Below are 14,987 nucleotides of genomic sequence, written 5' to 3' on the forward strand. Positions count from 1 at the left end.
TGCCGCCGGGTGGGTCCACCCCGGTTGCGAGGGGCATTCCACCGCCGCGAACGTCGCGCCCACGACCCGGGTGCGTCCGCTCAGGGACAAGTCCACGGGATGCGATCCCGCCGAGACCCGGCCCCGGTCGTCCTGACGCCGGTTCAGGAATTCGCGGACAACGAGGCTGATCTTGCAGGTCGGGCGTTGTCCGGCGCCGGGGGCTGGACGCCGGACATCAACGTCCGGACAATCCACGTGCTGGTTCACAAGGGGTGGGGACATGCCGCGCGCTGAACGTCCGCTGGACATGAACGGGTCGCCGCTCTCGGAGTTCGCCGCCGACCTACGGAAACTCCGCAAGAAGGCGGGGAACCCGCCTTACCGGGAGTTGTCACGACGCGCGCACTACTCCTCCACGACCCTGTCCGACGCGGCCGGCGGGCATCGGCTGCCCAGTCTCGAGGTGACGCTGGCCTACGTGGCGGCCTGCGATGGCACTCCCGACGAGTGGAGAGTCCGCTGGCACGCCGTCTCGGCACAACTCACCGACGACCGCGACGAACGTCGCCTGGGCGTGGTCGACGCTCCCTACGTGGGGCTTCGGGCCTACGGCCCGGCCGACGCGGGGCGCTTCTTCGGACGTGAGCGTCTCCTCGACGACCTCATGACACGGCTCGACCAGCGACGCTTGCTCGCGGTGTTCGGGCCCTCGGGAGTGGGTAAGTCCTCGATACTCCGCGCCGGACTCATTCCGAGACTGACCGATGCCGGATCCGGCCGGGTGGTGCTCCTCACGCCGGGGACAACGCCCGTGAGCGAGCTGGCGTCGCACATGGCGGCGCTGTCGACGAGGACCGTCGAAGAGAACGGCGCGGGTCTGCTGGTGGTCGTCGACCAGTTCGAGGAGGTCTTCACCCTCTGCGACGACCCGGCTGAACGATCCCAGTTCATCGAACTTCTGATCGCCGCGGCCCGCGCGGATGACCGCGGATGCCGCGTCCTCATCGTCACCCGCTCGGACTTCTACGCGCGATGCGCTGCGCACCCCGACCTCGCCCAGGCCATGAGCGACGGCCACTTCGTGATCGGCGCCATGAGCACCGACGAGTTGAGGGAAGCGATCGTCCGACCGAGCGCCGCGGCGAACTGCACAGTCGAAACCGCGTTGGTGACCCGTTTGATCAGCGAAGCCACCGGCCGACCCGGCGTCCTCCCCATGGTCTCCCACGTCCTGCTCGAAACCTGGAGAAGAAGGCGCGGCAACTCTCTCACCCTCAGCGGCTACGAAGCCGCAGGCGGCATCGAGCGCGCGGTGGCCGTCACCGCCGAGCAGGTGTACGAGGAACTCGACGAGGCCCAGCAACAGCTCGCCAAACACCTGCTGATCCGCCTCACCGCCTTGGGCCAGGACTCCGACGACACCCGACGCAAGCTCCACCGCAAGGAACTGGACGAGAGCGGTGACCTCACCGTCGTCCTCGACCGGTTGACGCAGGCACGTCTTCTCACCGTCGACCACGACTCGATCGAGATCGGCCATGAGGCACTGCTCCGGGCGTGGCCGCGGCTACGGGCGTGGCTGGCCGAAGACCGCGAGGGTCTGCGCATTCACCGCCAACTGGCGGAAGCGACCACCACCTGGATCTCCCTGGACCACGACCCCGGAGCCCTGTATCGGGGCGGTCGACTCACGAGCGCGGAGGAATGGGCAGCCAAGAACGGTCACGCGCTGACCAACGCCGAACGGCAGTTCCTGAACACCAGCCTCGACACCGATGCGCGAGCACACGCGGCCGATCGCCGAACCGCGCGACGCCTGCGCTCGCTGGTCGCGGTGCTCTGCGGCCTGCTCGTCGTGGCGTTCACGACATCGGTTCTCGCAGTCAGATCACAACGGGCGATGCACGATCAGCGGGACAACAGCCTGGCGCAGAAGGCACTGCTGGAAGCCGACAGAGTGCAGTCCGTCGATCCGAGGCTTGCCACCCAGCTCCGGCTCGCCGCACACCAGATGGTTCCCAGTGCGTCGAGCCGAGACGGCCTGCTCAGCCATCCGACCCTGTCCGCCGTCCGCCTCCTCGGCCACGACGACGCCCTGTCCGAAGCGGGCTTCAGCCCGAGCGGCACCATCCTCGCCACCAGCAGCAAAGACCACACCGTCAAGCTCTGGAACGTCGCCGACCCGTTCGCGCCGCAGGTGCTGTCAGTGCTTCGGGGGCACGCAGGCGCCGTCCAGTCGGTCGCCTTCAGCCCGGACGGGCTCGTCCTCGCCACCGCCGGCCAGGATCGAACGGTCCGCCTGTGGGACATCACGAACGCGAGCGAGCCGCACCACGCGGACACCCTCACCGGTCACACGGATCAGGTTCTGTCCGTGTCCTTCAGCGTGGACGGGAACACCGCCATCACCACGAGCAAGGACACCACGGCGCGGCTGTGGGATCTGACTTCGGGTCGCCCGTTGTCCGTGCTCACAGGCCACACAGAGCTCGTCCGTGAAGGCAGGTTGAGCCCGGACGGTCACACCGTCGCCACCGCCGGGTGGGACGGCACCACCCGGCTCTGGGACGTCTCCGACCACTCGAAACCCGCGCAGATCGCCGTCCTCCCCAACCCGACCGGACGCGCCCAGGCAGTGGCGTTCAACCCCGACGGCAGGCTTCTCGCCACCGGTGGCGAGGACGGCATCACCCGCGTCTGGGACGTGTCAGGCCCAACCGCACCCAGCCAGGTGGCGGCTCTCGGGGGCAGGCAGTCCAGTGTCGAGGGCGTGGAGGCAGTCGCCTTCAGCCCCGACGGCGCCACACTCGCGGCCACCGGATGGGCCAGGCACGTCCGGCTGTGGGACGTCACCGAACCTCGCTCCCCCCGAGAACTTGGCATCCTCACCGGCCACAGCAGCGTCGTCCGGTCTCTGGCGTTCAGCCCCGATGGCCGAACGCTCGCCTCCGCGAGTGACGACAGAACCGCCCGGTTGGAGGATCTGCGCGACCTGCGAGCGCACAGCGGCCACACCGATGTCGTCACCGCAGCCGCGTTCAGCCCCGAAGGCAACGTCCTGGCCACTGGCGGGGTCGACAGCACGGTGAACCTGTGGGCCACCGGCCCAGACGGCCACCTCCGCCGGCTCGCCAGAATAGATGATCATCCCGATGGGGTGTGGTCGCTGGCGTTCGATCGCACGGGAAAGACCCTGATCACCGCAGGCAGCCAGGGGAACATCCTGCTGTGGGACGTGTCCAGCCCGGCCAAACCGGTCCGCGTGACCGGCTTCGTCGGACACGCCGCCGGTGTCAACTCACTGGTCGTCAGCCCGGACAACCGCACATTGATCACAGCGGGTTCGGACGAGACCATCGCGGTGTGGGATCTTTCCGAACCCGTCCGTCCACGAGAATCCGCCCGGCTCCGTGAGCATGACGTGCCGGTTCAAGCAGTGGCCATCACCCCCGACGGGCGAACCGCCGCGACCGCGGGGGCGGACAAGCTGATCAAGCTCTGGGACGTCACCGACCCCCGGAACCCCCGCCCGCGCGGCTCGCTCGACAAGCACACGAGCGGTGTGGGAGCCCTCGCGTTCAACCCGACCGGCACGATCCTGGCAAGCGGCGGCGGGGACCAGACCGTTCGATTCTGGGACACCACGAATCCCAGCGAGGTCCACGAGATCGCCACCATGCCTTTGGGCAGTCCGATCGAGACACTCGCCTTCAGCCCCGACGGCACGCGCTTCGCGGTCCCGGGCCCCGGCCAAGCGATCCAACTGTGGAACGTGGCCGACCCGCGCAACCCGACCGAGGCGGGAACACTGAGCGGCCACACCGGCACCGTCTACGCCGTCGCGTTCAACCCAGCCGACCGCACCCTGGTGACTACGGGCGCTAACCAGGCCATCCGGCTCTGGCAGTCCGACCTGAACCTCGCCCGCGAACGCTTGTGCACGATGGCCGCACCGGTGATCACACCTGACGAGTGGAAGACCCACTTCCCCGACGCGGACTACCAACCGCCCTGCACCGGCAACTGACAGGCGTGCACCGCGCCGGGTTCGACAGAGACTCTGATGCGCCCCGGGTTGCGTGAGTCGGCTGTCTGGACTCGAGGCCACGGTTGGGACGGTGTGAAGCCGTTCGTGCTCGATGGGGATGAGCGTGCCGAGGGCACTGTGGCGGCGCGGCGCTCAGCTGACCCGTCCCGTCATCGCGTGCGGCCCCACCGCCGGTTCGAGCAGCGACAACGTCCGCTGCTGCGCATCGAGACCGACGCGGATGCCGACCGGCATCGGCAGGTTCGGGCCGGCATGCCCGAACTCGACGTTGCCCAGGACCGGGATGTCACGGTCGCCGAGGACGTCGAGGACCATCTCGGGCAGGGTCGGGGAGGCGCCGGGCTCGAGTCCGCTGATCTCGCGCGGAACGCCAACGACCATGCCGGAGATCCGATCGAGGATGCCGCAGTGTCGCATCACCTGCAGATAGCTCCACACGTACGATGCCAGGCCGCCCATCTCCTCCCAGAACAGCACCGCACCATCGAACCACTCGAGCGGCAGCGCGAAACGCGTCGCCTGCGCCAGCACGATGCGATTGATCACCCCGCCGATCAGCCGCCCTTCGACACGACCGGGACGCCAGCACTCCCACGACGGGCTCACAGGCAGCGCACCGATCGCCGCGGTACCGGTCAGCAACCTGGAGTAGAGCTTCTCGAGTTCCGCTTGGCGCGCCACGGGCGCAGACTGCCAGTGCCCGCCGAAGCCAGGGACCGCCATGTCGGCATGGAACCCGACCAGACCCGTGCGCGCATAGAGCACCAGGTGCAGCAGCGAGATGTCGCTGTAGCCCAGGATCGGCTTGGGGTCGGCCCTGATCGCCTCGACGTCGATCAGGTCGAGGTAGCCGAACGCCGTCTGGCCACCGTCACTCGCGATGATCGCGCGCACCTCAGGATCACGCAGAAGGCCGTTGAGCTCCCCGGCGATCTCCGCGGGCGTAGCCGCGCTCCACCAATGGCGCCGCCCTACTTCGAGCAGCGGAGCCCGACGCACGCGGAATCCCATCCGCTCGAGCACGACCACCGTCCGCTCGACGTTGGGCTCGTGAGCGGCCGGCAGCGGACCGGACAGCGATGCGATGACAACGAGATCCCCGGGCCTCAGGGCACGCGGTCGAAGCAGTTGAGGCGGTGCGGAACCGGTCATGGCGTCAGTGTCGCCAGTGCCCTTGGTGGGGTCACGCGATTTTCGCCGGTCGTCCGCCCCGGCGCATGGCGGGCGTTGGTGTTGTGCCGGCACAGCCAAGGGCCCGGTCCAACGCGGTCCCGAGGTTCCAGGCGCGGCAGCGAAAGGTAGTGTGCGCCACTACTTTCGAGTCGTGGTCGGTCACCACCACCACTTGTTCGGGATCGGCCAGGCCGATCCCGACGATCGCGTTGCCGACCGGCGCCGGCGCCCGCAGGCGAGTCAGTCGGGCGTTGCGGTTGCGATCCGCAGGTCGGCTATCGCTTCGTCTCGCACGGTTCCTGGTCGGACCGAACCGCGATGGCACGGGCATCCTGTTCCAGGGTGGCGAGGACGCCGGCGGCGTCGAATGCTTGGCCGGGGGCCGCGGCGCCCGAGCCGCGGTGGCGTCCGTCGAGGAGTCGGACGGCGCCTTCGACGACGATCGGCGCGGTGACGGCGTAGATGTCGCGCCCGGTCGCACTCGTGCGCCTGGTGTCGGCGCCGTGGCGCACGAGGACGTCCACGACGAACCGCTGTGCCGATCGTCCGTGCTCGTCGGTCGGGGCAGGCGGCGGCGTGGCGTCGTCGTGGAGGTCCTCGAGCGGGGCGGTGTTGAGGTAGGAGCGGAGCTCGCCCACGTCGAGGTGTCGATCGATGGTGATCACCTCGGAGAACGGCAGCTGCACGACCGACTGCTCACCCAACGGCGACGGGTAGGACCAGGTGCCGGACGGTGCGGGGCTCTCCAGTGCGGTCAGCGCGCCGCCGCGGATCACCAGGCGGGTCGCGGTGTTGCGCGCCCCGGTGACCCGGGTGCCTGCGGTCGGCCACCAGCGATCCAGACCGATCGCGACCTCGACCTCGTCGGCGCGCGAGCCGCCGTCGAGGGTGGCCGTGACCAGCAGGTCGGCCAGGCCGCCGTAGAAGGCCATGGCGGGGACGACGGCGACGCCCGCGGCTCGGGCGGGGGCGTCGAGGTCGCGGTAGAGCGCCTGCACGACCGGCTGCTCGGCGGTGACGTCGAGGTAGTGGGCCCCGGCTTCGACCGCGGCGCGGGCGAGGGGCAGCGCGGTGTCGAGGAACGGCCCGGCGCAGTTGATGACCGCGCCGACGCCGGCCACCGCCCGCCTGAGCAGGTCGGGATCGTCGATGCCGACGACCCGGTGTTCGAGGGCCGCGTGTCGCGGTGGGACGGCGGCCAGGCGCTCGGCGCTGCGGCCGGCCGGCACGGGAACGAGCCCGCGCCGCAGCAGCTCGTCGACGACGAAGCGTCCCGTGTGACCGGTGGCGCCGTAGACGAGGACTCGATCGGTTGCGTTCACAAGACCATCGTCGGGCGGGACGCCGTCCGGGACGAGTGTCCGAAACGACGTGGACCGTACAATATGAGACATGCTCAGGGTCGCGCTCGTCCTGCACGGCTCCGCGATGCTCTACGAGATCGCGATCGCGTCCGAGATCTTCGGCGTCGACCGTTCGGACCTGTCCCCCACCGGCCAGTGGTACGACCTCGTGGTCTGCACCGCCGACGGCGCTCCGCACCCCTGGCTGGCACACCTGCCGACCACGTCGTACGCCGGGATCGCCCACGTCGACACCGTCGTCGTGCCCTCGTCCGACGACCTCGGCGACAACCCCGACCCCGAGCTCCTCGACGCACTGCGCGCGGCCCGCGACCGCGGCGCCCGCATCGCCTCCCTGTGCACCGGCGCGTTCGTCCTGGCCGCCGCCGGAGTGCTCGACGGCCGGGTCGCGACGACGCACTGGATGCACGCCGAGGACCTCGCCCGCCGCTACCCGCAGGTCGACGTCCGGCCCGACGTGCTCTACGTCGACGAGGGCGACGTGCTCACCTCGGCCGGCAAGACCGCGGCACTCGACCTCTGCCTCCACCTGGTGCGGCGCGACCTCGGCGCCTCGGCCGCCAACGGGATCGCGCGGCGACTCGTCGTGCCCGCCCACCGAAGCGGCGGTCAAGCGCAGTTCACCGCCCCACCCACCCAGCCACGACGCCAGGACGGTCTGGCACCCACCCTCGAGTGGGCACGCGCCCGTCTCGACCAACCCCTGACCGTGAGCGACCTCGCCGGACACGCCAACCTCAGCACCCGCCACCTCGCCCGCCGCATGCAGGCCGAACTCCGGACCAGGCCGCTGGACTGGCTCCACCACCAGCGGATCGCCCGCGCCCAGGAACTCCTCGAACGCACCGACGCCTCGATCGAGCAGATCGCGACCAGCTGCGGCATGGGGACCGCCACCACCCTGCGCCGACACTTCCACCGCGTCCTCGGCGTCACCCCCACCGCGTACCGGGCGACATTCCGCCCGGAGTGACACCGCAGAGCAACAACCAGACCTGCCGCTGGATCGCACCTCCCGACGAACGCCGGGTCTGCTGTTCCTTCGGCCTGCTGCAGGACAACGTCCTCGACCGTCGCACCCGGCCACGCGCCGATCTTCACCTGCGGGTAGGCAGTGGACAGAAGCAGGAAGACATCGCAGTTGACCAGGACGCTCGACGGATTCGGCGGAACTGCGCGGACATCCGACGTCGGCCGGCCGTCGCCGACGTTGACAGCCGCAGGAGATGTGCGCAGAGTCGTCCCGACCGAAGGTCCTGTGGCAGGGGTGAGTGCCCCGTGCTCGACCCGACCACCCGAAGGAGGAGGCGTGGAAGTCCGGCGCAACAACCGGGTGGCCTCGGCGCCCCCGACCGGGAGCACGCCGTCCGCGGCGGGGTGGCTGTGATGGCCGAGCCGTGGTTCACCGAACGGGCGTCGTTGGGTCGCTCCGGTGTCAGCGTGACCAAGCTGGGTCTGGGCACCTCACCTCTCGGTGGGTTGTCCGCGCCGGTCGACGAGGCCGAGGCGCGAACGGCGCTGGCGGAGGCGTGGGAGGCGGGCATCCGCCTCTTCGACACCGCGCCGCACTACGGGGCAGGTCAGTCGGAACGGCGTCTCGGCGCGTTCCTCGCCGATCGGCCACGCGCGGACTTCGCCGTGTGCACCAAGGTCGGTCGGCTGTTGGTGCCCGGTGACGCGCCACCCGGCGACTGGGGTTTTCACGGCGATCCGGGTCTGGTCAGGGTGAACGACTACAGCGCCGAAGGTGTCTACCGCTCGCTGGCGGACAGCCTGCAGCGCTCGGGCCTCGACGCGTTCGAGGTCGTCCTGATCCACGACCCCGACCACCACTGGGAGCAAGCGGTGACCGGGGCGTACCCGGCGCTGGAACGGCTGCGCGCCGAAGGTGCGGTGCGTGCCATCGGTGCGGGCATGAACCAGGTGGGGATGCTCACCCGCTTCGTCACCGAAACCGACATCGACTGCCTCCTCCTGGCCGGCCGGTATTCGCTGCTGGACCGGAGCGCCGACGACGAACTGCTTCCGCTGTGCGCGTCACGCGGTGTCGGTGTGCTGGTCGGCGGCGTGTTCAACAGCGGCATCCTCGCCAACCCGACGGCCGGGGCCGGCTACAACTACGCCCCGGCGTCCGACGACGTCCTGCGGCGCGCTCAGACCCTGGCCGCACGGTGCGCGGCGCACGGCGTCCCCCTCGCCGCCGCGGCGATGAGGTTCCCTCTGCGCCACCCCGCCGTGGCCGGCGTCGTCATCGGCGCTCGGAGCGCCAGGCAGGTCACCGAGAACGTCGTGAACGCGCGAATCGCCATTCCCGAGGAACTGTGGGCCGAACTCGACCTGCCGACGGACACGCGGTGAGACGTGCCGCGCAGCGAGGCGGCGAAGGATGCCGGGCTGCGGAAGGCTGAGGTCAGGTTGACGGCCGCCGAGCCTCGGCGACGCCCCAGCGTCTCATCTGGGACTTCTCCGGAAAACCTTCCCGTCACATCTTGACGCGGGTCGTTGTTATCGTTCACAGTTCGCCATGGCACGTTAGAGCGCATTGCTGACTTCCCCCCCTATCGACCATATATCCACATATTCCCACCCGGACCGCCGCCCCGGCGAATGTTAGCGCTAACACGAGGTTCCCGTTGGCCCGTGCACGTGGTTGTCGTCGGCGTCCGCGCCGACGCGCCCCGGTGCCTGTCGACGGTCCCCATGACGAAAGGAAAGACCCTATGTCGGTTGGGTTTGCGCGCACCGCGAGGTGGCGTAGTCGGTTGCGGTCGGGGTTGGCCGCTGCGGCTGCCGCGGCGTTCGCGGGCGGGCTGCTCACGGTGGCCACGACGCCGGCATCGGCCGCCACAGTGGACACCAACGCCTGGTACGTGCTGGTGAACCGCAACACCGGCAAGGCCCTCGACGTCAACGGCGCGTCCACCGCCGACGCAGCCAACCTCGTCCAGTGGGCCCGCACCAACGCCAACAACCAGCAGTTCCAGTTCGTCGATTCGGGCAGTGGCTACTACCGGATCAAGGCGCGGCACTCGGGCAAGGTGCTGGACGTGTCCAACTGGTCGACGGCCGACCACGCCGCCATCCACCAGTGGACCGACCACGGCGGCGTCAACCAGCAGTTCCGGCTGGCCGACTCCGACAGCGGCTACGTCCGGCTGGTCAACCGCAACAGCGGCAAGGTCGTCGAGGTGCAGGGCGCTTCCACCGCCGACGGCGCGAGGGTGGTGCAGTTCAGCGACTGGGGCGGCAGCAACCAGCAGTGGCAACTCGTCCGGGTGGGCGGGGGCAGCGGCACGTGCACGCTGCCGTCGTCGTACCGCTGGACGTCGACCGGCCCGCTGGCGAACCCGAAGTCGGGGTGGGTGTCGCTCAAGGACTTCAGTGCCGTCGTCCACAACGGCAGGAACCTCGTCTACGGCACGTCGCACGACACCGGGGAGAGCTGGGGAGGGATGAGCTTCAGTCCCTTCACGAACTGGTCCGACATGGCCACCGCCACCCAGCACACGTTGTCCTTCAATGCCGTCGCGCCGACGCTGTTCTACTTCGCCCCGAAGAACATCTGGGTGATCGCCTACCAGTGGGGTTGGCCGGACACCTTCTCCTACCGCACCTCGAGCGACCCCACCAACCCCAACAGCTGGTCCGCGCAGCAGACGCTGTTCACGGGCACCCTCCCCGCCGGGGCGCCCATCGACCAGACCCTCATCGCCGACGACACGAACATGTACATGTTCTTCGCCGACGACCTCGGCAAGATCTACCGGGCCAGCATGCCCATCGGGAACTTCCCGGGCAGCTTCGGCTCGAACTACACCACGATCATGAGCGACACGAAGGAAAACCTGTTCGAAGCGGTTGAGGTCTACAAGGTCCAAGGCCAGAACCAGTACCTGATGATCGTCGAGGCGATGGGGGCGAACGGACGCTACTTCCGCTCGTTCACCGCCTCCAGCCTGGACGGCACGTGGACCCCGCAGGCCGCCACCGAGAGCAACCCCTTCGCCGGCAAGGTCAACAGCGGTGCGACCTGGACCAACGACATCAGCCACGGCGACCTGGTTCGCACCAACCCCGATCAGACCAAGTCCGTCGATCCCTGCAACCTGCAGTTCCTCTACCAGGGGCGCGACCCCCGCTCCGACGGCATGGACTACGGCAAGCTGCCTTACCGGCCGGGCGTGCTGACGCTGCAGCGCTAGTCAGTGGTGTGACACAGGTCCAGCACCGGTGTTCCCGGCGTACGCCGAACCGGGTGAGCGATCGGGAACAGGTGGAGCTGGAGCGGGCGGGCTCGGCACCAAGCCGAGCCCGCCCGCGCACGCAGTCGTGCGGGTCAGGCCCGTGGCAGGGTGAAGATCAGGCCTTGGCTCATGGTCGAGCGGATGCCCTGCACGTCCACGGTGACGACCTTCGCCCGGTGCTGCTTGTCGGGGGTCAGCCCGGTCAGCGTGACCTGCTCCTCGGTGACGAGGCCGGTGTGCCCTCCGTCCAGGTACACCTCATAGCCCCGGGTGGGGTTCCACCAGGGATAGCCTTCCCAGGCCAGCGTCACGGACGTCGGGGTCGTGGAGACCACCCGCAGCCAGCTCGGGCGCGGCGGGCGCTCGAAGTGGGCCGCCTGCGACATCACGGTGCCCAGCAGGTCGTTCTGCGCCGGGTCGTGCGAGCAGGACGCGGTGACCGTGCCGAGAGGCGTGCCGTCGGCGCGCTCGGGGCGCAGTGTCAGCGCCAGGTCGTCCACGCGCAGGTCGTAGTTGCCCGGTGTGCTCAGCCGCTGCACCGGGAACGCGCCCGCGGCCCGCACCGCGGTCCTCTCGGTGGTCGTCAGCCACGTGGGCGCGAGGGTGAACGCGGCCTGGGTGGTCCGCGTCCCGTCCGGGCCGATGATCCTCGCGTCGAGCGTCGCGGTGCTGTCGCCGTCCAGGCGCACCCCGCCGGCGAAGGTCAAGGCCGGGCGCAGCTCGCGCAGGTCCAAGTCCACGTCGATGTGGGCGTGGTCGTGGCTGGCGACGGTGTTCAGGCCCGCACCTTCGTCCGGCAGGCCGCCGACGACCCACACGGTCACCTGGGCGCTCGGCCCGAGGGAGGTCGTGCAGGCGTAGTCCATTCGCACCGCGGTCGTCTGCGCCGACGCCGGACCCGCGGCCCCCGTCAACGCCCCGGCGGCCACCAGGGCCGAGACCAGGGACAGGGCGGTGACGCGGGATGGGTTCCATCTGTTGCGCAACTTCATGCCTCTCCGTATACGCTCGCCCACGGACAGTGTTCCGCACATCGACGTCGTTGCCTGTGGACCATTCGGTCGCTGAAACGGATCGGCTGACCGCTCCGATGCACCTGCCGTACGACTGAACGGAGGTGCGATCCGGGTGACTGATCGGAAAACCGCCTCGGCCGCTATCTCGGACGCCCCCACCGCCGACGACAAGCTCGGCTTCGAGCGGTTCGCGGAGCCGTTGGCCGCGAACATCGCGGCCATCGAGCGCGGGCGGACCCCGTGGACCGTCGGTGTCTACGGGGAGTGGGGCAGCGGGAAGACGAGCTTCCTCAAAATGGTGGAGAAGGCGCTCAAGCAGTCGGGGATCCAGCCGATCTGGTTCGACGCGTGGAAGTACGTCCACGACGACAAGCTGTGGGCCGCGCTGATCCAGACCGTCTTCGAAGGCGCGAAGAAGGCCATCCCGCGGCGGCGGCGCTGGTGGATGCTGCTGAGGGTCTGGGGCAAGTCGCTGAACCTGCGGACGGGCTTGTGGGAGGTGGCACGCAAGTCGTCCGTCCTGCTGTTCCGGATCGCGATGCTGGTCCTGCTGGTCCTGGCCGCGGTCAGCCTGGTGCCCGTCGCCGGCAACCCGGTCAACAGCTCGCTGACGGACTTCCTCGCGGGCGGCTGGCTGTCCACCGCCTGGCAGTTCCCCGGCACGAAGGCACTGGTGGGAGTCGGAGCGCTGCTCGGGATGAAGCCGGACGCGCTGCTGAAGTTGTTCGACATCAAGCTGGGCGCCGACTTCACCAAGTTCCGCCGCAGCCGCTCGCACCGCGAGCAGTCATCCGTGCTGGAGGACTTCAACACCGAGTTCCGCCACCTGCTCGAAGTGGCCTACCGCGACAAGCCGCTGGTGGTCGTGATCGACGACCTCGACCGCTGCCTGCCGGAGCACACGCTCCAGATCATCGAGACCCTCAAGCTGTTCCTGGACGAACCCGGTTGCGTGTTCCTGCTGGCGGTCGACCGGGAGGTCGTCGAGCAGGCCATCGCGGTGAAGTACAAGGACCTGTCCGACGCCGACACCCGCCGCCGCCTGGGCGAGACGTACTTCGACAAGGTCGTGCAGCTGCCGTACTCCCTGCCGCCCGCCGCGGAGAGCGCGGTCGAGGAGTTCGTGCGCAGCCTGTCCGCCGACCCGGACGTGCACGCCTGCGTGCCGATCCTGCGGGGCACGCCGCCGTACAACCCGAGGCGGATCAAGCGGAGCGTGCAGGCGTTCTCGCTGCTGAAAGACCTGGCGGGGCCGGCACTGGTGCCCGCGGTGCTGGCCAAGCTGGTGATCATCCAGGCCCAGTTCGTGCAGGTGTACCGGGCGGCGGTCGACGACCCGGCGCTCTTGGGCAAGCTGGAACGCGCCTACCGCGACCCGGAGGCGACGGACGAGACGGACATCGTGTTCGTGGAGCAGGTGAAGCAGTTCTCGCAGCGCTACCCGGCGTTGCGGGCGATGATGTGCCACGAGGTCACGGAGGACGACTCGTTCGAGGGCGTCTCCCTCGACCGGTACCTGTCCTTCGTGGACGCGGTGACGGTGGTGGAGCAGGTCACATCGGCGGTGACCGAGGACGGCCTCGACCGGGTCCTGGTCAGCTGCGTCCGGTCGGACGCCGGCTGGGGCAGGTGGGTGCGGGAGCTGCTCGCCGGGCGCGGGTTCGCGGTGTCGGTGACCGATCCCCAGGTGCCCGACCCGGACCGGGACATGGCGTCGTTCGACCACGTGGTCGGCATCCTCAGCGCGAGATCCGCCGAATCGGCGGGGCACCAGCGGGTGCTGGCCGCCGCCATCGCGGCCAAGACGAGGGTCGTGGTGGTGCGCGTCGAACGCTGTGACGTCCCGGAGGTGCTGGAGTCCCAGGCGCTGGTCGACCTGGTGGGGCTCGACGACGACGCCGCGGGTGAGGTGCTCGTGCGCGGGTTCAGGAGGCCGGTCGACGGGTCGTCGGCGGTGCTCGGCGACGGGGTGATCGCGGCCGGTGGCGGAGCGGTAGCGGCGGGAACGGTCCACGGGCGTGTCCAGGTCCACTACCCCGGCAGCGGCGCCGCGCTCAACAACGTTCCACTCGCGCCGATCCACCTGGTGCCGCGTCCCGATGTCGAGCAGCGCATCTCGGCGTGCTTCGCCACGTCCGAGGAGGTCAGGAGGCCCACGATGTGCGTGCTCTTCGGCTTGGGCGGCAGCGGCAAGACGACGAGCGCTCTGAGCTATGCGCACAGCCGCGCCGCCGAGTACCAGATCACCTGGTGGGTGCGGGCGGAACAGGCGGGGAACGATCTCGTGGACCTGGCGACGGCGTTGGGCGTTCCCCGCACCGGGTTGTTCCACGAACTCGCCTCACGCAGCGGGTGGTTGCTCGTCTACGACGATGCCGACCGGCTGGACGACGTGCTCGACCTCCTGCCCCGGACGGGCAACGGCCACGTGCTGATCACCTCCCGGAACCGGAAGTGGGACGAGTACGCGACGATCGTCGAGGTGGGGCCGCTGCGCGACGAGGAAGCCGTCGAGCTGCTGACCGCGATCTCCGGCTCGGAGGACATACCGGCGACGAAGGCACTCGCCGCGCGGTTGGGCCACCTCCCCCTCGCGCTCTCGTCGGCCGGCGCCTACCTCCGCCACTCGGGCCTGAATCCCGGCGACTACCTCACGCGCTTGGACGACCTCAGCTCGACACCGCCGCAGGAGACCGTGATGCTGACGTTCCAACGGTCGTTCGACCTCCTGCGCGAGGCCAACCCCCGGGCGGAGGAGGTCCTCCAGATCCTCGTGCTCCTCAACGCCGTGCCGATGCCGAGGGAACTGGCCGAACGCCTCGTCCCGGGTGGCCGGACCGCGTTCGACGACGCGATCGCGACGCTGAACCAGTACGGTTTCGTGAGCCTTCTTCCAGCGGGGCTCGTGATCCACCCCATCGTGTCGCAGGCCGTCCACGACGGCCTGACCTCGGCACGCGAGCGGGAACTCGTCACGGATGCGGTGAACCGCTTGGTCGAGTTGCCCTCGGACGCGCTCGAACGGTTCAAGCCCTACGTGATGGACCTGATCGCCCACGCCCGCGCGAAGAAGATCGCCCCCTCGGAGACCGCCACGCTCGAAGGCATGTTCCGCTGATCATCGCCCTGCTCCGGGCGGGCGCCCGCCGCCGTCAGGTCG

General features: G+C 69.5%; 8 protein-coding genes. 5 read left to right on the forward strand and 3 right to left on the reverse strand.

What is annotated here, in order from left to right; genetic code table 11:
• Positions 1-262 precede the first annotated feature (262 nt).
• A complete protein-coding gene (locus AB0H12_RS39935) occupies positions 263-4,009 on the forward strand; it encodes an nSTAND1 domain-containing NTPase (RefSeq protein WP_499630334.1) in 3,747 nt (1,248 codons plus the stop codon).
• A gap of 153 nt (positions 4,010-4,162) precedes the next feature.
• Here AB0H12_RS39935 and AB0H12_RS39940 read toward each other — a convergent pair whose 3' ends face one another.
• Entirely contained in the window at positions 4,163-5,182 is a 1,020-nt protein-coding gene (locus tag AB0H12_RS39940; protein ID WP_499630336.1) for a S66 peptidase family protein, read from the reverse strand.
• A gap of 296 nt (positions 5,183-5,478) precedes the next feature.
• Positions 5,479-6,525, reverse strand: a complete 1,047-nt coding sequence (locus tag AB0H12_RS39945; RefSeq protein ID WP_499630338.1) for a saccharopine dehydrogenase family protein — start codon at positions 6,523-6,525, stop codon at positions 5,479-5,481.
• Between the two features lie 70 nt (positions 6,526-6,595).
• On the opposite strand from AB0H12_RS39945, the gene AB0H12_RS39950 reads away from it, so the two are divergent.
• From AB0H12_RS39950 to AB0H12_RS39960, 3 genes are all read left to right on the forward strand, one after another.
• The gene (locus AB0H12_RS39950) at positions 6,596-7,540 is read left to right on the forward strand and encodes a GlxA family transcriptional regulator (protein ID WP_499630340.1); all 945 of its coding nucleotides are present in this window, start codon (positions 6,596-6,598) and stop codon (positions 7,538-7,540) included.
• 413 nt (positions 7,541-7,953) lie between these two features.
• A complete protein-coding gene (locus tag AB0H12_RS39955) occupies positions 7,954-8,925 on the forward strand; it encodes an aldo/keto reductase (RefSeq protein WP_499630342.1) in 972 nt (323 codons plus the stop codon).
• 362 nt (positions 8,926-9,287) lie between these two features.
• Positions 9,288-10,769 carry a non-reducing end alpha-L-arabinofuranosidase family hydrolase gene (locus AB0H12_RS39960; RefSeq protein WP_499630343.1) on the forward strand — a complete coding sequence of 494 codons (1,482 nt, stop codon included), beginning with the start codon at positions 9,288-9,290 and terminating at the stop codon, positions 10,767-10,769.
• A gap of 134 nt (positions 10,770-10,903) precedes the next feature.
• On the opposite strand, the gene AB0H12_RS39965 is transcribed toward AB0H12_RS39960, so the two are convergent.
• Positions 10,904-11,803, reverse strand: coding sequence for a DUF6801 domain-containing protein (locus tag AB0H12_RS39965; RefSeq protein ID WP_499630345.1), 900 nt, complete (start codon positions 11,801-11,803; stop codon positions 10,904-10,906).
• A 136-nt stretch (positions 11,804-11,939) separates the two neighbouring features.
• Here AB0H12_RS39965 and AB0H12_RS39970 point away from each other — a divergent pair, with 136 nt between their 5' ends.
• Complete coding sequence (locus AB0H12_RS39970; RefSeq protein ID WP_499630347.1) at positions 11,940-14,945, forward strand: KAP family P-loop NTPase fold protein; 3,006 nt, start codon at positions 11,940-11,942, stop codon at positions 14,943-14,945.
• The last annotated feature ends 42 nt before the right edge of the window (positions 14,946-14,987 follow it).

The sequence above is a fragment of the Actinosynnema sp. NPDC023794 genome, assembly GCF_040639675.1.
Taxonomy (GTDB): domain Bacteria; phylum Actinomycetota; class Actinomycetes; order Mycobacteriales; family Pseudonocardiaceae; genus Actinosynnema; species Actinosynnema luteola.

What these genes read in the sequence shown, in the direction of transcription:
- AB0H12_RS39935 (WP_499630334.1), top strand. Translation starts at nt 263, where the DNA reads ATGCCGCGCGCTGAACGTCCGCTGGACATGAACGGGTCGCCGCTCTCG.
- AB0H12_RS39940 (WP_499630336.1), bottom strand. Translation starts at nt 5,182, where the DNA reads ATGACCGGTTCCGCACCGCCTCAACTGCTTCGACCGCGTGCCCTGAGG.
- AB0H12_RS39950 (WP_499630340.1), top strand. Translation starts at nt 6,596, where the DNA reads ATGCTCAGGGTCGCGCTCGTCCTGCACGGCTCCGCGATGCTCTACGAG.
- AB0H12_RS39955 (WP_499630342.1), top strand. Translation starts at nt 7,954, where the DNA reads ATGGCCGAGCCGTGGTTCACCGAACGGGCGTCGTTGGGTCGCTCCGGT.
- AB0H12_RS39960 (WP_499630343.1), top strand. Translation starts at nt 9,288, where the DNA reads ATGTCGGTTGGGTTTGCGCGCACCGCGAGGTGGCGTAGTCGGTTGCGG.
- AB0H12_RS39965 (WP_499630345.1), bottom strand. Translation starts at nt 11,803, where the DNA reads ATGAAGTTGCGCAACAGATGGAACCCATCCCGCGTCACCGCCCTGTCC.